The 17,308-nt window shown below is 65.7% G+C and carries 19 protein-coding genes; 12 read left to right on the top strand and 7 right to left on the bottom strand.

All coding sequences use genetic code 11. The features are described from left to right. Positions 1-597: 597 nt before the first annotated feature. Positions 598-1,764: an ADP-forming succinate--CoA ligase subunit beta gene (gene sucC / locus ACQP2U_RS36980; protein ID WP_433711790.1), complete on the top strand. Its 1,167-nt coding sequence runs from the start codon at positions 598-600 to the stop codon at positions 1,762-1,764. 11 nt (positions 1,765-1,775) lie between these two features. Next, entirely contained in the window at positions 1,776-2,690 is a 915-nt protein-coding gene (sucD, locus tag ACQP2U_RS36975; RefSeq protein WP_433628498.1) for a succinate--CoA ligase subunit alpha, read from the top strand. A 62-nt stretch (positions 2,691-2,752) separates the two neighbouring features. Here sucD and ACQP2U_RS36970 read toward each other — a convergent pair whose 3' ends face one another. Beyond that, positions 2,753-3,694 (bottom strand): undecaprenyl-diphosphate phosphatase, encoded by a 942-nt coding sequence (locus ACQP2U_RS36970; RefSeq protein ID WP_433711789.1) that lies wholly within the window; start codon positions 3,692-3,694, stop codon positions 2,753-2,755. A 321-nt stretch (positions 3,695-4,015) separates the two neighbouring features. Between ACQP2U_RS36970 and ACQP2U_RS36965 the strand changes: the two genes are divergently transcribed. From ACQP2U_RS36965 to ACQP2U_RS36945, 5 genes are all read left to right on the top strand, one after another. Continuing rightward, positions 4,016-5,065 (top strand): DUF5336 domain-containing protein, encoded by a 1,050-nt coding sequence (locus tag ACQP2U_RS36965; RefSeq protein WP_433711788.1) that lies wholly within the window; start codon positions 4,016-4,018, stop codon positions 5,063-5,065. Positions 5,066-5,148: 83 nt separating this feature from the next. Further along, a complete protein-coding gene (locus ACQP2U_RS36960) occupies positions 5,149-6,690 on the top strand; it encodes a cell division protein PerM (RefSeq protein WP_433711787.1) in 1,542 nt (513 codons plus the stop codon). Between the two features lie 59 nt (positions 6,691-6,749). Then, the gene (gene purN, locus ACQP2U_RS36955; RefSeq protein ID WP_433716709.1) at positions 6,750-7,439 is read left to right on the top strand and encodes a phosphoribosylglycinamide formyltransferase; all 690 of its coding nucleotides are present in this window, start codon (positions 6,750-6,752) and stop codon (positions 7,437-7,439) included. A gap of 80 nt (positions 7,440-7,519) precedes the next feature. Then, entirely contained in the window at positions 7,520-9,100 is a 1,581-nt protein-coding gene (gene purH, locus ACQP2U_RS36950; protein WP_433716708.1) for a bifunctional phosphoribosylaminoimidazolecarboxamide formyltransferase/IMP cyclohydrolase, read from the top strand. Between the two features lie 561 nt (positions 9,101-9,661). Next, positions 9,662-10,120: a group II intron maturase-specific domain-containing protein gene (locus ACQP2U_RS36945; protein WP_433711785.1), complete on the top strand. Its 459-nt coding sequence runs from the start codon at positions 9,662-9,664 to the stop codon at positions 10,118-10,120. 472 nt (positions 10,121-10,592) lie between these two features. Here the strand turns inward: ACQP2U_RS36945 and ACQP2U_RS36940 are convergent, their stop codons facing one another. After that, entirely contained in the window at positions 10,593-11,048 is a 456-nt protein-coding gene (locus ACQP2U_RS36940; protein WP_433711784.1) for a hypothetical protein, read from the bottom strand. 243 nt (positions 11,049-11,291) lie between these two features. Between ACQP2U_RS36940 and ACQP2U_RS36935 the strand changes: the two genes are divergently transcribed. After that, positions 11,292-11,876 carry a LysM peptidoglycan-binding domain-containing protein gene (locus tag ACQP2U_RS36935; RefSeq protein WP_433711783.1) on the top strand — a complete coding sequence of 195 codons (585 nt, stop codon included), beginning with the start codon at positions 11,292-11,294 and terminating at the stop codon, positions 11,874-11,876. 61 nt (positions 11,877-11,937) lie between these two features. Here ACQP2U_RS36935 and rpsR read toward each other — a convergent pair whose 3' ends face one another. The 4 genes from rpsR to rpmB are packed head-to-tail and all read right to left on the bottom strand — an operon-like array spanning position 11,938 to position 12,982. Further along, on the bottom strand, positions 11,938-12,192 hold the full coding sequence (gene rpsR, locus ACQP2U_RS36930) for a 30S ribosomal protein S18 (RefSeq protein WP_040695439.1): 255 nt from the start codon (positions 12,190-12,192) through the stop codon (positions 11,938-11,940). Between the two features lie 31 nt (positions 12,193-12,223). Then, positions 12,224-12,529: a 30S ribosomal protein S14 gene (gene rpsN, locus ACQP2U_RS36925; RefSeq protein ID WP_433711781.1), complete on the bottom strand. Its 306-nt coding sequence runs from the start codon at positions 12,527-12,529 to the stop codon at positions 12,224-12,226. Further along, entirely contained in the window at positions 12,529-12,699 is a 171-nt protein-coding gene (rpmG, locus tag ACQP2U_RS36920) for a 50S ribosomal protein L33 (protein ID WP_397037302.1), read from the bottom strand. The genes rpsN and rpmG overlap by 1 nt, the downstream gene beginning before the upstream one ends. 10 nt (positions 12,700-12,709) lie before the next feature. Continuing rightward, complete coding sequence (rpmB, locus tag ACQP2U_RS36915; protein WP_433711779.1) at positions 12,710-12,982, bottom strand: 50S ribosomal protein L28; 273 nt, start codon at positions 12,980-12,982, stop codon at positions 12,710-12,712. Positions 12,983-13,145: 163 nt separating this feature from the next. Between rpmB and mrf the strand changes: the two genes are divergently transcribed. The 3 genes from mrf to rpmF are packed head-to-tail and all read left to right on the top strand — an operon-like array spanning position 13,146 to position 14,912. Beyond that, a complete protein-coding gene (mrf, locus tag ACQP2U_RS36910; RefSeq protein WP_433711778.1) occupies positions 13,146-14,465 on the top strand; it encodes a ribosome hibernation factor-recruiting GTPase MRF in 1,320 nt (439 codons plus the stop codon). Further along, entirely contained in the window at positions 14,462-14,737 is a 276-nt protein-coding gene (locus tag ACQP2U_RS36905) for a type B 50S ribosomal protein L31 (RefSeq protein ID WP_397037298.1), read from the top strand. Before mrf ends, ACQP2U_RS36905 begins: the two co-directional genes overlap by 4 nt. Position 14,738: 1 nt before the next feature. Further along, positions 14,739-14,912, top strand: coding sequence for a 50S ribosomal protein L32 (gene rpmF, locus ACQP2U_RS36900; RefSeq protein ID WP_433711775.1), 174 nt, complete (start codon positions 14,739-14,741; stop codon positions 14,910-14,912). Positions 14,913-15,363: 451 nt separating this feature from the next. Here rpmF and ACQP2U_RS36895 read toward each other — a convergent pair whose 3' ends face one another. After that, positions 15,364-16,368, bottom strand: a complete 1,005-nt coding sequence (locus ACQP2U_RS36895) for a glycoside hydrolase domain-containing protein (protein WP_433711774.1) — start codon at positions 16,366-16,368, stop codon at positions 15,364-15,366. Between the two features lie 125 nt (positions 16,369-16,493). On the opposite strand from ACQP2U_RS36895, the gene ACQP2U_RS36890 reads away from it, so the two are divergent. Further along, complete coding sequence (locus ACQP2U_RS36890; RefSeq protein ID WP_433711772.1) at positions 16,494-17,306, top strand: VOC family protein; 813 nt, start codon at positions 16,494-16,496, stop codon at positions 17,304-17,306. Positions 17,307-17,308: the final 2 nt, after the last annotated feature.

Genomic DNA, 17,308 nt, shown 5'->3' with positions numbered 1-17,308 from the left:
GGCCGGTAACGCTGTCCGGAGCGAGCGCGATTTTCGGTTGCGAAGGTAGAGCGATGGTTCATCGGTGGTGCCACATCATCATCGTCGAGTGAGCGATCACGGTGTCGAACTGCCTGCTCAGAGGCGTTAAGGAGCGGCTCTCCGTATGCGGAGCGCTGTGCTGCGTCAAAGCTTGCCGTCCTCCTAGTCGTGACCGTGTTGTGACATCGACCGCAATGACGGTAACGAAACGATTGCGAGGTCCGCAAGCGCTACGTGCGATCAATCCAAACATGTGAGATTGATCACGGTAACGCACCGGAATAACTCACTGCGATCGGGGCACGCGGGTGAGGCTGAGCGACGACGAACCGTAGTAGAAGGCCCTCGGTCAACCGGTTCGGTGGCTCTACCTGGCGCGCCGTCAGCAACCTACTGGCGAGTAGCCTTGGCCAGGCATTTTCCCGCCCTGGGCAACAGCCCGTGACCTGCGCCACTTAGGATGAATGTGGCCGTTTGGCCCTCCATGTGACTGGTTAAAGTCCGACCCGACCCGCTTCCGACGTCGGGCCGCCAACAAAGACGTTGTCATCACAACGCAGACGAGACGGTGAGTACATGGATCTCTTCGAATATCAGGCGAAGGAGCTCTTCGTTAAGCACGGAGTGCCTTCGTCCGAGGGCCGCGTCACGGACACGGCCGAGGACGCCCGCGCCATCGCGGACGAAATCGGCAAGCCGGTGATGATCAAGGCTCAGGTGAAGGCCGGTGGCCGCGGCAAGGCGGGTGGCGTCAAGTTCGCCGCCACTCCGGACGACGCGTTCACGCACGCGCAGAACATCATCGGCCTGGATATCAAGGGCCATATCACCAAGAAGATCCTTGTCGCCGAAGCCAAGGACATCGCGGAGGAGTACTACATCTCCTTCCTGCTCGACCGCTCCAACCGCACCTACCTGGCCATGTGCTCGGTCGAAGGCGGTATGGAGATCGAAGAGGTCGCCGCGACCAAGCCCGAGCGCCTCGCCAAGGTGCCCGTCGACGCCGTCAAGGGTGTCGACCTCGCATTCGCCCGCTCGATCGCCGAGCAGGGCCACCTGCCCGCCGACGTGCTCGATGCCGCGGCCGTGACCATCCAGAAGCTCTGGGAGGTGTTCGTCGGCGAGGACGCCACCCTGGTGGAGGTCAACCCGCTGGTCCGCACCCCCGACAATGAGATCCTCGCGCTCGACGGCAAGGTGACCCTGGACGAGAACGCCGAATTCCGCCACGCGGACCACGAGGCCTTCGCGGACAAGGACGCCACCGATCCCTTGGAGCTCAAGGCCAAGGAGAACGACCTCAACTACGTCAAGCTCGACGGCGAGGTCGGCATCATCGGCAACGGCGCGGGTCTGGTCATGTCCACCCTCGACGTGGTCGCCTACGCGGGTGAGAACCACGGCGGCGTCAAGCCCGCCAACTTCCTCGACATCGGTGGTGGCGCCTCGGCCGAGGTCATGGCCGCCGGCCTCGATGTCATCCTGGGTGATGCCCAGGTCAAGAGCGTGTTCGTCAATGTTTTCGGTGGGATCACCGCCTGTGACGCGGTCGCCAACGGCATCGTGAAGGCACTGGAAATCCTTGGCGCCGAGGCGAACAAGCCGCTGGTCGTCCGTCTCGACGGCAACAAGGTGGACGAGGGTCGCAAGATTCTCGTCGATGCCGCGCATCCGCTGATCACACTTGCGCAGACAATGGACGAAGGCGCCGACAAGGCCGCCGAACTGGCAGCGGCCAAGTAAGGAAACCGGAAATGTCTATCTTCCTCAACAAGGATTCCAAGGTCATCGTCCAGGGCATCACCGGCGGTGAGGGCACCAAGCACACCGCGCTGATGCTCAAGGCCGGCACCCAGGTCGTGGGCGGGGTCAACGCGCGCAAGGCGGGCACCACCGTCGCGCACACCGACAAGGACGGCAACGCGGTCGAGCTGCCGGTCTTCGGCACTGTCGAAGAGGCCATCAAGGCGACCGGCGCCGACGTGTCCATCGCGTTCGTGCCGCCGAAGTTCTCGAAGGACGCCATCATCGAGGCCATCGACGCGGAGATCCCGCTGCTCGTGGTCATCACCGAGGGCATCCCGGTGCAGGACACCGCCTACGCATGGGCCTACAACGTGGAGAAGGGCAACAAGACCCGGATCATCGGCCCGAACTGCCCCGGCATCATCACCCCCGGTGAGTCGCTGGTCGGCATCACCCCGGCCAACATCACCGGCAAGGGCCCGGTCGGGCTGGTGTCGAAGTCCGGCACCCTGACCTACCAGATGATGTACGAACTGCGTGACTTCGGCTTCTCCACCGCCATCGGCATCGGTGGCGACCCGGTCATCGGCACCACCCACATCGACGCCATCGAGGCGTTCGAGAAGGACCCGGAGACCAAGCTGATCGTGATGATCGGTGAGATCGGCGGCGACGCCGAGGAGCGGGCCGCGGCCTACATCAAGGCCAATGTCACCAAGCCGGTCGTCGGCTACGTCGCGGGCTTCACCGCGCCCGAGGGCAAGACCATGGGCCACGCGGGCGCCATCGTGTCCGGTTCGGCCGGTACCGCCCAGGCGAAGAAGGATGCCCTCGAGGCCGCCGGTGTGAAGGTCGGCAAGACGCCGTCCGAGACCGCCGCGCTGGCGCGGGAGATCCTGGAGAAGGCAAGCGTCACCGCCTGATTCGCTGACTCGCACGAAGGCCGCCGTCCCCATTGGGGTGGCGGCCTTCGTCGTATTGCCGTTCAGAGGAAGTGGACTACCGAAGCGATCCCGAATACGAGGCTGTACACCGCGAAGGGCAGTAGCGAATTCGATGTGAAGTAGCGCTCGAGGAATCGGACAGCCAGATACGCGGCACCACCGGCGACGATCGATCCGACCAGCACCTGACCGAGGATGCCATCGCCCTGCGGACCGGCCAGCATGGGCAGCTCGAGCACGCCAGCGGCCAGAATGACCGGAGTGGCAAGCAGGAAGGCGAATTTCGCCGCGTCCTCATGGTCCAAGCCGCGCAACAGGCCGCCGATCATCGTCATGCCGGAGCGGCTGATGCCCGCGAACAGCGCGCCCGCCTGCGAGCCACCGATGATCAACGCGTCTTTGATCGATAGGTCGCCGAGGCCGGTCGGCTCCTCCACCGTCGCGACGAAATATCCCTCTTCGATGGCCTTGGCCCGTGCCTCGGCCTCGGCGAAGCGGCGGCCGTAATCCGATAGCGTCGGCTGGCCGCGGCGACGCATCACCTCGCCGGTGCCGAGCACGACTCCGTTCAACGTCAGAAATAGGCCTGCCGCAAGGGGGTTCGCGAATAAGGTGCGCAGCGGATGCTCCAGCAGCAACCCGAGCACACCGACCGGCACGGTTGCCAGCACCACCAGCCAAGCCAGGCGCTGCGTCGAAGTCTCGACCCGACGAGTACGCAATGTGGTGAGGAAGCCGACCACGATATCGACCCAGTCGCGCCGATAGAACACCAGCAGTGCGATCGCGGTCGCCACATGCAACCCGACCACGAACGCGAGATACGGTGTGCCGGAATCGGAATCGCCCTGGCTGACCAGTTCGTTCCAGGACCCACCCAGCCATGCGGGCACCAAAACGGAATGACCGAGGCTGGAAATCGGGAACAGTTCGGTTATGCCTTGCAGTGCGCCGATAACAACGGCTTGGGTATAGGTGAGCATCGCCTGACAGCTTGGCACGCCAACCCTGCCCCGACACTGCCCTGAAACAGACCTGTGTCCGTTTTGGAATTTGACGCTCGGGCAGCGCAGGAGGGGATTCGGCCCACAGCGACCTGCTCCTGGCCGAAGTGCGTTCCCATCGGAGGTGGTAGCGCCGAATTGTTATCGGTCGGCGCAGATCCACACAGGACCAGCGTAGACGCGGTTTTTCGGCCGCCGGGCCGGCTGGTTAAGGGTGACCTGAGCCAGCGAGTGCAGTAGCGTCGGGTAGAGATCCAGCCGTTCAGAATTACGTACGACTCGACCTAGGAGACGACGACCATGTCATACCCGACCGGGGGCTCCGGGTACAACGCACCCGCGACGCCGCCCGCACCTTCCAGCTCCGGCCAATCGGCTGGTACCGGTGCCGAGTCCACCGCGAAGGGCCTGCCGTACTTCCTGGTGGTCGGTGTCGCCGCGCTCGGTGTGCTCAACTTCCTGCTCGGCTTCCTCCCGTTCTTCGGTCAGAAGCCGCGCAGGGGTGCCTCGGTCGACGGTAGCGACACGCTCAGCCTCTTCCAATACTTCGGTGCCGCGGGCCTGCTGGCGATCCTGCTGCTCGGCGGTCTGCTCGCCGGACTCACCCTGCTGCCCAAGCAGAATTGGACCGGCGCTGCGGCCGCGGCATCCGCCGCCGGGTTCCTCGGCACGCTGTTCCTTTCTTTCACCACGCCCGACGATCTGAACGTCGAGCTGAAGTGGGGGGCGTATGTATTGCTGTTCCTGGCTTTCGTGCAGACGGCCGTCGCTATCGTCGCGGTGCTGTTCGAAACCGGCATCCTGACTCCGCCCGCGCCGAAGCCCGCGACCCCGCAGGGTCCGCAGGGCGGTTTCGGCGCCGGCGGTTACGGCCAGCAGGGTGCGTTCGGTCAGGGGCAGCCCTCGGCCTTCGGTCAGGGGCAGCCGGGCCAGTACGGTCAGGGTCAGTTCGGCCAGAGCCAGCCGGGTCAGTTCGGCCAGGGCGGGCCGCAGTACCAGCCGCAGCAGCCCTACGGTCAGAGCCAGCCGAGCCAGCCAACCTACGGTCAGGGCCAGCAGCCGTCCTATGGGCAGCAGCCGCCTTCCTATGGTCAGCAGCCCGGATACGGTGCGGCGCAACAGGGTTCGCCTTATGGTTCCGCACCCGCCGCACAGCCGCGCCCGGATGAGAGTGCCACCCAGCACTTCGGGACCCCGCAGTCCGGACAGCAGTACGGCACACCAGGTTTCGGCCAGAGCCAGCAGGGGCAGCAGGGCAATCAGGGCCAGAACCAGCCCTTCGGCGGTGAAACCGGTTCGGACCCGTCCTCGGACGCCACCCACGCATTCCGTCCGGACGAGAACAAGTAATTCTTCGGCTCTCCCGGCGCGTCCCAGACCGGGTCGGCGCGCCTGACCCGGTTGCGCCGGGGGAGCTGCCACGCTGAATTTTCATGAGCTCCTCGAGATCCTCTCTTGGTCGCCGGACCGCTGAGTCCCGCGGCGCGCCGCAACGTTCGGCACGGAGCGACCGATCGACGCCGCGCACATCCGCGGACGTTTTCGACGAGGCCGGATTCCTCTCGCTCACCCCCGAGCGCGCCCGCGTGCTGCTGTTGGTCGCGGCCAGGCCGACGACCTACGCGCTCGTCGCAGTCGTCGTTCTCATGCTGGCCGCCTTGTTGTCCTCGGGCAGCAACCTGGCCGGTACTTCCGGTGCGATCGCCGCGGGTTGGCTTGCGGCACATCAGGTTCCGCTGGTGATCGGCAAAACCCCACTCGAACTCCTACCGCTGCTGCCCACCGGCCTGCTGGTCTGGCTGACGGCCCGCGATTGTGCCCGCGCGGTCGAATCGGACAGTTCCCGTGCGGATCTCGGTTGGCTCGTCGGCGCGGCGCTGGCCGGACCGCTGCTGGTCACGGCCGTCTGTCTGGCGGTCGCCGAGGACGCCTCCGGTGTGGTCGCATTGCAGCCGCCGAATACGCTCGCCGCCTTCGGCTGGGTGGGCGCCGTACATCTGGTCGGTGCCGCTGGTGGCATCGCGAGCCGGAACCGGCGTCGGCTGTTCATCGCGGCACGGCTGCCGGATTGGGCGATCGCGGGCATCTTCGCTGCTGGCCGAACCGCGGTTCGCCTACTGGTCTGCGCTGCCGCGGTCGTCATCGTGTCGTTCTTCGCGCACTGGTCGCGCATCGGTGACACCTTTCACGCCGCGGGCAATGCGGCCGGGGTGCTCGGGCTGATTCTGCTGTCACTGGCGTATCTGCCGAACGTGGTGGTCGCGACGGTCGGTGTGCTCGTCGGCGCCGGCGCACAATTCGGGGACGCATCGATCAGCGTGTTCTCCGTTGTCGGCGGCCCGATTCCGGCTCTTCCGCTCATGGCGGCGGTGCCGACCGGTCCCGCCGAAGGCTGGTGGCCGGTGCTGCTGGTGATTCCGGCCGCGGTGGGTGTGCTCGGCGGGCTCGATATCGGACGGACCTCGCACGACCGGGCCGCCGCGCCGTGGGCGACGTTGTGCTCGGCGGCGCTGGCCACTGTGCTGTTTGTGGTGCTCGGCGTGGTCGCGGGGGGTGACCTCGGGAGCTTCGGCCACCTGGGGCTGGATCCGATCTTCGTGGTGGTGAGCTTCGTGTGCTTGGCCACAGCCGGATATGTGGGTCTGGTGTTCGCGCGCTGGTTCGTCGTTCCGATCGGCGCACCGATGCCCGCGCACGAAGACGATTACGACGACCACTACTACGAAGACGACTACTACGACGACAGTGATCACTACGACGATCATTACGAAGACGAATACGACGAATACGACGACGAATACGAGGACTACGTCGGTCCCGACTTCGAGGCGGAACTCGTCGACGGCGAACTGGTCGAGGAGCAGCCCGCCATCGCCACCTCACGCGCCGCGGGCAGCAATACCGTGCCCGACATCGTCGATGCCGAAGTGGTCGAGGCGGACCTGCCGGAAAGTGACCGGGTGGACGGTCGTTAGGCTCTACCCGGCGGCGTAACACCGCCCCAGCCATTCGACCGAACCGCAGGAGTGGACCGCTGAGCTCACCCACCCCGCCCGCTGCCGCCCCCCAGCCGTCTTCGAATGCCCCGTGGGTGCCGACCGCCACCCCGGCCACCGTTGTCGTGCTGGCTTCCGGCACCGGTTCGCTGTTGCGCGCCCTCATCGAGGCCGCCACCGCTCCGGAGTATCCGGCGACCGTCGTCGCCGTCGGGGTCGATCGCGTCTGCCAGGCCACTGAACACGCGGCCGCAGCGGGTATTCCGGCCTTCCGGATGGCGGTGCCGGACTTCCCCGACCGCGCCGCCTGGGATGTCGCGCTGACCGATGCGGTCGCCGCCTACGAACCCGATTTCGTGGTATCGGCCGGATTCATGAAGATCCTCGGCCCGGTCTTCCTGGCCCGCTACGGCGGTCGGATCATCAACACCCACCCCGCGCTGCTGCCCGCATTCCCGGGCGCGCACGGGGTCCGCGACGCACTCGCCTACGGGGTGAAGATCACCGGTTCGACCGTGCACCTGGTCGATTCCGGCATCGATACCGGACCGATCCTGGCTCAGGAGGCTGTACCGGTGCTCGACGATGACGACGAGGCCACCCTGCACGAGCGCATCAAGGTTGTCGAGCGACGGTTGCTGGCGGAGGTTGTCGCCGCCGTCGCCACCAGAGGCATTGTCTCCGACGGACGAAAGGCAGTTATTCCAGATGAGCGGGTACTTCGGTGAGTGAGCGCAGCGAACGGCCAATCGACTCAGCTGAGCGCAGCGAACGGCCAATCGACTCAGCTGAGCGCAGCGAACGGCCAATCGACTCAGCTGAGCGTAAGGGGATTCTCCGGGCGCTGATCAGCGTCTACGACAAGACAGGGCTCATCGAGCTCGCGACTGGACTGAACGCCGCGGGCGTCGAATTGGTCTCCACCGGGTCGACCGCGGGCAAGATCGCCGATGCGGGCATTCCGGTGACCAAGGTCGAGGATCTGACCGGATTCCCGGAGACCCTGGACGGCCGGGTCAAGACCCTGCACCCGCGCGTGCACGCGGGCATCCTCGCCGATACCCGCAAGGCGGAGCATGTCGACCAGCTGGTTGAACTCGGTGTCGAGGCCTTCCAGCTCGTGGTGGTTAATCTGTACCCGTTCACTCAGACCGTGGCCAGCGGCGCGAGCAATGACGAATGCGTCGAGCAGATCGATATCGGCGGTCCGTCCATGGTGCGCGCGGCCGCCAAGAACCATCCGTCGGTCGCGGTGGTCGTCGACAGCGGTGACTACGACGATGTACTGGCCGCGGTGCAGGCGGGTGGGTTCACCCTGGCTCAGCGGACCGCGTTGGCGGCCAAGGCTTTCCAGCACACCGCAAGCTATGACGTCGCGGTCGCGAGCTGGATGACCAGCGTGCTCGCTCCGGCGTCCGAGCCGAATGAGACTGTCGCGCGGCAGTTCCCGAACTGGATCGGCGGCTCGTGGCAACGTGCCTCGGTACTGCGCTACGGCGAGAACCCGCACCAGTCCGCCGCGCTGTACACCCAGAACGACGGCAGCCGAGGGCTTGCACAGGCAAAGCAGTTGCACGGCAAGGAAATGTCGTACAACAACTACACCGATGCCGACGCCGCGTGGCGCGCCGCCTACGACCATTCGGCACCAGCGGTCGCGATCATCAAGCACGCCAACCCCTGTGGCATCGCGATCGGCGCGGATCTCGCCGAGGCGCACCGCAAGGCGCACGCATGCGATCCGGTGAGCGCCTACGGCGGTGTGATCGCCGCCAATGGCGAGATCACCGTGGAGATGGCCGAACAGGTCGCCGAGATCTTCACCGAGGTGATCGTCGCACCGTCCTATGCCGACGGCGCCATCGAGGTGCTGCAGCGCAAGAAGAATGTGCGCATCCTGGTCGCCGAGCCGCCGCGCCGCGCCGGTGCGGAGCTGCGCCCGATCAGCGGCGGCGCGCTGCTGCAGAGCCGCGATATCCTCGACGCTCCTGGCGACAACCCGGAGAACTGGACCCTGGTCGCAGGTGAGGCAGCCGATGCGGAAACTCTCGCCGATCTCGAATTCGCTTGGCGCGCCTGCCGTGCGGTGAAGTCCAACGCGATCTTGCTCGCCCATGACGGCGCCTCGGTCGGTGTCGGCATGGGCCAGGTCAACCGGGTCGATGCGGTCGGTCTGGCGGTGCAGCGCGCCGGTGACCGGGCCAAGGGCTCGGTCGCCGCATCGGATGCGTTCTTCCCATTCTCCGACGGCCCCCAACAACTCATCCAGGCCGGTATCCGAGCCATCGTGCAGCCCGGCGGCTCGGTGCGCGACCAGGACACCATCGACTTGGCCCGCGAGGCTGGAGTCACTCTCTACCTGACGGGCTCGCGCCACTTCGCCCACTGAGTTGCCCGCCGAAGAGGGCGGGACCCGCCGGGTCCCGCCCTCTTCGTGGTGGTTTGCCCGGCATGGGCAGTTGCTTGGGGGTGTGAGTCCCGTGGAGGAAGAGGTGATGCTAACTCCGAGGCGGAGGCAAGGGCGTCGTGGTGAGGCGGGGTCTGAAGGAAGCCCGAGGCGAAACCCTGCACCGTGGAACACGAATCGCGTATGAGGCCGGATGGATCTGGGTGAGCCTGCCACGGAAGGTGAAGCCCGTCATCATCGACAGGATCGTCAGGTAGACGCGGCGGCGGCAGGGGGAAAGTGACTGTTCTTAACCGGGGAGGTCTGTTCGGGTGTCGGTTGTGCTCGAGGTGGTCGCCGCGCCGACGGTCGTGGTCGTGAGGTCGTGACTGGCCGGGCAGAAGTCAGCAGAGGTCGTAGTACCGGTGAGGGGAACGGACAATCAGCCGGGAAGGACCGAACGTGGAGTGGGACAGAGGAATTGGTATTGCTCGTGCTGGTCGCGATGATCGCAGCCATCCCGCGTGAACGCGGGCCCATGGTGGGAGGGGCTGGTGAATCCCGGTGAGTACCACGGTGGAGCGTAGCGGCCGGTCGGCGCATGCCGAGGAAGATGTTCTTCCGGGGCTGGAGATCTCGTTGTGGGAGCGGTTGCTTTCACCGGAGAACCTGTCGCGGGCGTTGAGGCGTGTCGAAGCCAATCGGGGCGCGTCTGGTGTGGACGGTGTGACCACGGAGGCGTTGCGGCCGTGGTTGCGCGAGCACTGGGCGGGTGTCCGGGAGGCGTTGGACGCGGGCACCTTTGAGCCCTCGCCTGTCCGCTGGGTGGTGATTCCCAAGCCCGGGGGCGGACAACGGTTGTTGGGGGTGCCCACTGTGCTGGATCGGTTGATCCAGCAGGCGATCGCGCAGATCCTGACGCCGATCTTCGGATGGATGGCCTACTTCCGGCTCGCCGATCTGTCACACCGGTTACGCGAGCTGGACAAGTGGCTTTATCGCCGGATGCGGCAGATCCGTTGAAAGGAATGGAAACGCTACTCGGCCAGACGCCGGAACCTGCGCCAGCTCGGCATCGGTGACCGCACCTCGCGGGAATGGGCTGCCAGCAGCAAAGGTTACTGGCGCATAGCCGGGTCGGCCATCCTCCAACGATCGCTGACCAAGTCCTACTGGGACGACCTCGGCTGCTGGGAATGCAAGGAACCTGGCGCAGGCTCAGAACAACGGCTTGACGAACCGCCGGATGCGGGCCCGCATGTCCGGTGGTGTGAGAGGGGGGCCGGGCAACCCGGCCCTCCTACTCGATTCAGCTCAACCGGTCGACGCCTACCTCGGCCTGATCAACTGGGGTGCCGTAATCGTGCGCACAGGCAAACGTCCGCGCATCTGGAACGCCGGACTACACACTCGCGCAGGAACCATCAGCGCCCACCGCGATATCATCGTCGACTACTGGATTCGCCGCCCCCGCTGCCGCGATCGCCGAACCCGTCTAGATCGCGCTGAGCACCTGTCGACTTCCGACGGGCGCTTTCAGTGGCACTTCGAGGGTGCCGAAAACAGCAATCATGGTGCACATTCGGCCGACGGCATCGGCGCGCGTGCCCGATCGAAGTTCCACGGTGACCGTCGAATCGGTCTCGGTCACGCTGGCATCCACGCCGTAGCACTCCGGCGATCCGATCTCGAAGTTGACCGCGATCCGGTCATCGGCGACTCGGGACCACGACGTGAACGGAATCGGGTGTGCGCCAACGATCGTCGGATCGGCGACGAACATCCGGCCCGCGTCGGCCGGTGTACCCTCGGTCGGCGTACTCTTCACCGCACTGGTGGTCGTCTTTTGTTGTGCCCCACCGTTATCGGAGCCACCGCATGCGGTGACGGCGAGGCCGACGAACAATGCGACGGCGACTGCGGCGGGCCGAACTCGCGACATCCGATACATACCGACCACCCTAAACGACGCCGCGACGCCTCGGTGCGAGCCGTACCAGCAAATCCCGAGACGCGTCGGTTAGATTGTGCGACAAGATGTTACCGCGATAGTGCCCACACAGTGAACATTCGGCTAAGCCTGCGCGTAATATCTACGCACCGCCCGCTCGCCCAGTAGATTCGGGGGCCGATGCGTGCGAGCGGTACGTATCGAGTCGAAATGCTCGGCACAGTAAACCTTGAAAGGAAGAACGTGGGCGACACGCTGCGCGTTGGTGAAGAACTCGGGCTCGGTCACACGCTGGTCGGCGGTGCGTACACACTTACCCTGCAGCCCGACGGCAATCTGGTGCTGTCGGAACCGGATGGAAATGTCGTGTGGTCCACCCTGACTCACGATCAGGGTGTCGAGCGGGCCGTCCTGCAGGAGGACGGCAACTTCGTGCTCTACAAGGGTGAGGGCGCCGCCTGGGCCACCGACACCAACGGCCGGGAAGCGGACCGGCTGACCGTACAGGCCGACCGCAATGTGGTGCTGTACGGTGCGGACGGCAGCGCGCTGTGGGCGTCGGACACTCGAACCGACAACCCGCTGCCCGCCCCGGAGCCCGAGCCGGTTGCCGAGCCGGTTGCCGAGCCGGTCGCCGAGCCCGCCGCCGAAGAGGTTGCGCCCCCGCCGCCGGCCGTGCAGAACTACACGGTCGAGCCGGGCGACACGCTGTGGGCCATCGCCGAGCGCTTCTACGGCGACGGCAACCGCTACCAGGAGATCGCCGACACGAGCGGTATCGACAACCCGGATGCCATCAACCCCGGCCAGGTGCTCACCATCCCGTGACGTGCTGACGACGAAGGGCCCCGAGGCTGATTCTCAGCTTCGGAGCCCTTCCGCGTGGTTGCTACCGGCTGGTGAACGGCAAAAGTGCCATCTCGCGGGCATTCTTCACCGCGACGGCGACCTGGCGCTGCTGCTGCGGGGTGAGCCCGGTGACCCGGCGGCTGCGGATCTTGCCGCGATCGGAGATGAAGGTGCGCAGCAGGTTGACGTCCTTGTAATCGACCGTCTCGACGCCCGCCGCGATCAGCGGGTTCTTCTTCGGGCGACGGGCCTGCTCGGCGCGAACCTTCTTCGAGGGTGCTCGCTTGACTGCCATGTGACGGTTCCTTCTCGAGATCGGTGGTTGTCTACCAGCTCGATTTGTGCACACCGGGGAGCTCACCCCGATGGGCCATCTCGCGTACACGTACGCGGGAGAGTCCGAACTTCCGGAGATGTCCGCGCGGTCGTCCGTCCGCGGCGTCCCGATTGCGCAATCGTACCGGACTGGCATCGCGTGGCAGCCGCTGAAGCGCCGACCGTGCCGCTGCGCGGTCTTCCTCGGAGGTGGTCGGCTTGCGGATCAACTCCTCGAGTTCCGCGCGCCGCACCGCATGGCGGGCGACGACCTCCTTGCGCTGCTCATTGCGTGCGATTTTCGACTTCTTGGCCATCAGCGTTCCTCACGGAACTCGACGTGCCTGCGCACCACCGGATCGTATTTGCGCAACACCATGCGGTCCGGATCGTTGCGCCGGTTTTTCCGCGTTACGTACGTATATCCCGTTCCCGCAGTGGATTTCAGCTTGATGATCGGCCGGATCTCGGTCGATTTCGAGGCCATGGCGCTCCTTTCAGATCTTGTCGCCGCGAGCTCGGCTGTGTCTTTTCGACCGCTTCGCTTCGCTCCCGCGGATCCGGGCCACCACGGCCTCGATCCCGTCCCGGTCGACGGTCTTGATGCCCTTGGTGGAGACGGTCAGCGTGATGCGCCGGTCCTCGCTGGGCAGGTAGTAGGTCTTGCGCTGGATATTGGGATTCCAGCGCCGGCTCGTCCGCTTGTGCGAGTGCGATACGGACTTGCCGAATCCCGGCTTGCGCCCGGTGACCTGGCAGTGTGCCGACATGCGGACTCCTTCCAGTATTTGATAATCATTTTCGACAACAGCTGTTCGACAATGTACCGTTGCTCGACGGCAAATGAAAATCGTTTCCGATATGAGCGGTTCTGCCTGCATAACGAGGTCGGGCAGCTGCTCATGCCGAACTGGATTCCGAAAGGGGTGCCGCGTGGAACCCGCCCTACTCCCGCCCGGGAGGCAGTCCGACCGGAGAGCGCCCGTCGTGGTGCTCGCCGGATGTTCCGGAGCAGCCGCCGCGGGCGTGGCGCGACTGGCCGCCGCGCTGCGCGAGACGCCGGGCACCGTTACCATCCGCCACGACCTCAGCGGGCTCGGTGAAGGCATCGTGCATCGCTCGGTGCGCATCGGCGAGCAGGAGACCACGACCGTGCTCGAATTGGCGCACGGCTGTGTCTCCTGCACGTTGCGCATCGATCTGCTGCCGCTGCTGTGCGTGCTCGCCGCCCGAGAATCGGTGGAACGCATTGTGCTGGAACTGGATCCGGCCTTCGAGGCGGAAGCGGTATGCCAGGCGATCGAGAATATTGTCGTCACCGGTGTGGTCGGTCGCGTCGACGGCCCGGCCGGTCGCGACGTGCGGCTCGAGGCCGTGCTCGCCTGTATGGACGCGCGAACCTGGTTGGCCGATGCCACCGGCGAGGACACCCTCGCCGAGCGCGGATTGGCGAACGCCGATGACGACCGAACTGTGGCCCAGGTTGCGGTTCGTCAAGCCGAATTCGCGGATGCTGTTGTGGCACAGGGTAATATCGGTGACCCGGTGGATCGGGCGCGGCTCGCCGCGGTGCTTTCCCGGCTCGTACCCGAAGCGCCGGTGGCCTGGATCGACGATATCGATCTGCTCGACTCGGCCGATGTCGAGGCATTGCTCGCGCGCATCCCGGCTGATGCGCGGCGCGGCCGCGTCTTCGATGCCCATGCGCCGCTGCTGCGTGGCCAGCCGCCGCTGGGCGCCGAATACGGTGTCGTACTCATCGAATTCGCCGCGAGCCGCCCGTTCCATCCGGCCCGCCTGCACGAGGCCCTCGACGTGCTCTTCGACGGAGTCGTCACCGCGCGTGGCCGGATGTGGCTGGCCACCCAGCCGAACGAGGTGGTGTGGCTGGAATCGGCTGGCGGCGGATTACGCGTCGGCGGCGCGGGACTGTGGTTGGCCGCGATGAGTCCGAGCGAGTTGGAACAGGCCGTCCCCGCGCGCCGCGCGATGGCCGCGCTGCGCTGGGACGAGCGGTTCGGCGACCGCGATATTTCGCTGGCCATCCTGGCCCACGACGCGGACCCGGCCGAGATCCGGCGAGCCCTGCACTGGGCCCTGGTCGAGGACGACGAACTGCGCCTGGTGGAACGCGCGCCCGAGCGGGTCGCGCAGTGGGAGGACCCGTTCGGCGAATGGCATGCCGACCCTTGCGAACCTACCGGCCTGCCGATCGACGGCCAGGCGAAAAGCCCGAGAGGAGAAGCGATATGAAAGTCGGCATACATCCGGACTACCATCCGGTGGTATTCGAGGATTCGAGTACCGGAAAGCGGTTCCTGACCCGATCCACCGCCACCAGCGCGCGCACCGTCGAGTGGGAGGACGGCAATACCTACCCGCTGCTGGTCGTGGACGTCACCTCCGATTCGCACCCGTTCTGGACCGGCGCACACCGTGTGCTGGATACCCAGGGCCGGGTGGAGAAGTTCGAGCGCAAATACGGCAAGCGGGCCTCGTCCCGGCTCTCACGAGGGGAGGGCTGATATGGCGGTGCCCAAGCGCAGGATGTCGCGGTCGAATACCCGCTCCCGCCGCTCGCAGTGGAAGGCGACCCCGCCGGACTTGGTGCCGGTCACTGTCGGTGGGGTCGTACACAAGGTGCCGCGCCGTTTGGTGCAGGCGGTGCGGCGCGGACTCATCGATCCGGAACGGATCTGATACGCGCTCGAACGAACGGCGGCCCGGCCGAAAGTATCTGCCGGGCCGCCGCGAAGCCATGCGAACTCCGTCGAACGAACCGGAATGTGCGAGCCGACGATAACTCGCGCGCTGCTGACGTGGGACCGAACGTAGGGGGCCGACGGTTGATCGACCGGAATGGCGCGTTGACGCCATCGCTGCGGTCTCGATCGAGACCCGCTCGGCACTGTGGCAATTACTTGGCTATCCATCTGGCGTGCACAACATGGTAATTTCGCAATAATCCGATTGCGTTGTGATAGCTCTCTCTTCAATTACGTACTGTGAGTTGGTTTTTCGTGTCCGTAAAAGTCCTGGCGCAGTGATGATTTCGTGCTCTCGCGCCGGTACCCTCATCCGGGAGGGCGGGTTCTCGGAACCCCGGTTCACCGGATCTCCGGGAACCCGCTCATCGCCAAACTTCCGGCAGCTAAGCCGATTTCCCCACTTCCCGGTTACCGGGCAAACCTGGCAAGTCCGATAAAACGGACTCCAGTCGGGCCAGTTGTTCGCCCACGAAATCGGCCGGACCCTCGATCAGTGAGAGCGGCCACGGCCAATGCGGCCCTTCCAACCGCTTGACCTCCTCGACCAGATCAGCGGTGGTCGCTTCGAGTTCGCTGATCTCTGTGCGCAATTCGCCGACTTGCGTACGCAAATCGGCCGATTCGTCCTCCAGCTCCTTGATCCGCTGCAGTGCCGCCGCCACACCATCGACCAGGGTGCGGTAGCGGCCCTGGGCATCGGTGCCGAGCTGCGGCCAACCGGACAGCTCCGGACCGCGCAGCTGGATCTGGATATCGCGCAGCACTGCCTCTTGTTCCGGGGTCACATCCGGTTCCTCCCGTACGAAGTCCCACTGGCCGAAATCTACTGTCTCGGATTCGTTTACATCGCAGAGCACGCCGCCGACGACCACCTGCCGCAATGTCTGACGGATATTGCGCCTGGCCTCCACATTGGTGCCCGACCAGGCATCGGTCTGCCACGACCAGCTCGCGACGCCCGCGTCCAGTGCCCGGCTGATCGACCAGAACCCGCCGTAGATACCCACATTCGCGGCGCCGAGCACGGTAGCCGCGCCTTCGAGATAGCCATTGATCGCCACCTGATCCTGCGGCGTCGAATCGAAATCCGCAGAGAAGTAGATCGGCCGATCCGAGCGCCCGCCGCAGCGCAGCACCTGCGCCAAACCCGCACGGGCATCAATGATTCCGGCGCCGTAGCCGTCCAGCATCCTGGCTGCGGTCGTCTCCCAGTTCGACACGATGGAGATGCCGTTGGCCCGCAGGTCATCGGCCTCGGCCGGGGTCAACTGCTTGCCGGGTAGGGCCGGACCGCCCTCGGAGAGGTAGCGCACGACGAAATCGAAACCGGCCGCTCGGATGGCCGCGCCGCCGGGACGGCCCGCCGCGTAGTCCAGCCCCAAACGCATATCTCTCACTGTAGGGGGTGTCGGCGGCCGAAATCGGCGGCATTGTCGAACCCGCCAAAACTGGCGGTGACCGGTGGTTGACTGGGTCCGTGGAGGTGCCTATTCACTAGAAACGGAGGTGACCGATGCCCATACGCAACGAGGCATGGCCCGAGGGAACACCGGCCTGGATCGACTGTCAGGTCGACGATCCGGGTAAGGCAGCGCAGTTCTACGCGGGTTTATTCGGCTGGGAGATCCAGGACACCGGGCCGGATTCGGGCGGCTATCTGATGGCACTGAAGGCCGGCGCGCCGGTGGCCGGAATCGGTCCGAAACCGGTGTCGATGCCAGGCACGCCGTCGGTCTGGACCACCTACTTCGCGGTCGAAGACGCCGATGCCACCGCGGCGAAGGTGCGGCAAGCAGGTGGCGAGGTGATCGTGCCGACGTTCGATGTCATGGAATTCGGCCGGATGTTCGTTGCGACCGATCCGGTCGGCGCGGTCTTCGCGGTATGGCAGGCGACCGGCCACAACGGCGCGGCCGTCTACAACGAACACGGCGCCTACGGCTGGAATGAACTGCATACCCGCGATTTCGAGGCGGCCAAGAAGTTCTACAGCGACGTATTCGGCTTCAGCTACACCGAATTCGACTTCGGCGACGCCGGGTACGTGATGTTCACCCCGCCGACCAGAACCGAGGGCGTCGGTGGTATCGCCGACGAGTCCGGTAAGCCCGCCGACGGTATGCCCTCGTACTGGCTGGTGTGGTTCCAGCACGACGATGTGGACGCGGGCGTCGCGAAGGCCACGGAACTGGGTGTCCGGGTGCTGCAGGCGATCGCGGATTCACCCGCCGGACGCTCGGCTGTCATCGCCGGTCCGCAGGGCGAGGCGATCGGCATCATCGATCCGAGCAAGACCGTCGGGCAGATGCCCGCACCCAAGGCCTGACC

The organism is Nocardia sp. CA-084685, from assembly GCF_050955785.1.
Taxonomy (GTDB): Bacteria; Actinomycetota; Actinomycetes; order Mycobacteriales; family Mycobacteriaceae; genus Nocardia.
The sequence above is the reverse complement of the archived record's forward strand: the minus strand, read 5'-3'. Positions and strand labels throughout refer to the sequence as shown.

What these genes read in the sequence shown, in the direction of transcription:
- sucC (WP_433711790.1), top strand. Translation starts at nt 598, where the DNA reads ATGGATCTCTTCGAATATCAGGCGAAGGAGCTCTTCGTTAAGCACGGA.
- ACQP2U_RS36895 (WP_433711774.1), bottom strand. Translation starts at nt 16,368, where the DNA reads ATGCGTTTGGGGCTGGACTACGCGGCGGGCCGTCCCGGCGGCGCGGCC.
- rpmG (WP_397037302.1), bottom strand. Translation starts at nt 12,699, where the DNA reads ATGGCCTCGAAATCGACCGAGATCCGGCCGATCATCAAGCTGAAATCC.
- rpmF (WP_433711775.1), top strand. Translation starts at nt 14,739, where the DNA reads ATGGCGGTGCCCAAGCGCAGGATGTCGCGGTCGAATACCCGCTCCCGC.
- ACQP2U_RS36960 (WP_433711787.1), top strand. Translation starts at nt 5,149, where the DNA reads ATGAGCTCCTCGAGATCCTCTCTTGGTCGCCGGACCGCTGAGTCCCGC.
- sucD (WP_433628498.1), top strand. Translation starts at nt 1,776, where the DNA reads ATGTCTATCTTCCTCAACAAGGATTCCAAGGTCATCGTCCAGGGCATC.
- ACQP2U_RS36965 (WP_433711788.1), top strand. Translation starts at nt 4,016, where the DNA reads ATGTCATACCCGACCGGGGGCTCCGGGTACAACGCACCCGCGACGCCG.
- rpsR (WP_040695439.1), bottom strand. Translation starts at nt 12,192, where the DNA reads ATGGCAGTCAAGCGAGCACCCTCGAAGAAGGTTCGCGCCGAGCAGGCC.
- ACQP2U_RS36940 (WP_433711784.1), bottom strand. Translation starts at nt 11,048, where the DNA reads ATGTATCGGATGTCGCGAGTTCGGCCCGCCGCAGTCGCCGTCGCATTG.
- rpsN (WP_433711781.1), bottom strand. Translation starts at nt 12,529, where the DNA reads ATGGCCAAGAAGTCGAAAATCGCACGCAATGAGCAGCGCAAGGAGGTC.
- ACQP2U_RS36890 (WP_433711772.1), top strand. Translation starts at nt 16,494, where the DNA reads ATGCCCATACGCAACGAGGCATGGCCCGAGGGAACACCGGCCTGGATC.
- rpmB (WP_433711779.1), bottom strand. Translation starts at nt 12,982, where the DNA reads ATGTCGGCACACTGCCAGGTCACCGGGCGCAAGCCGGGATTCGGCAAG.
- ACQP2U_RS36970 (WP_433711789.1), bottom strand. Translation starts at nt 3,694, where the DNA reads ATGCTCACCTATACCCAAGCCGTTGTTATCGGCGCACTGCAAGGCATA.
- ACQP2U_RS36905 (WP_397037298.1), top strand. Translation starts at nt 14,462, where the DNA reads ATGAAAGTCGGCATACATCCGGACTACCATCCGGTGGTATTCGAGGAT.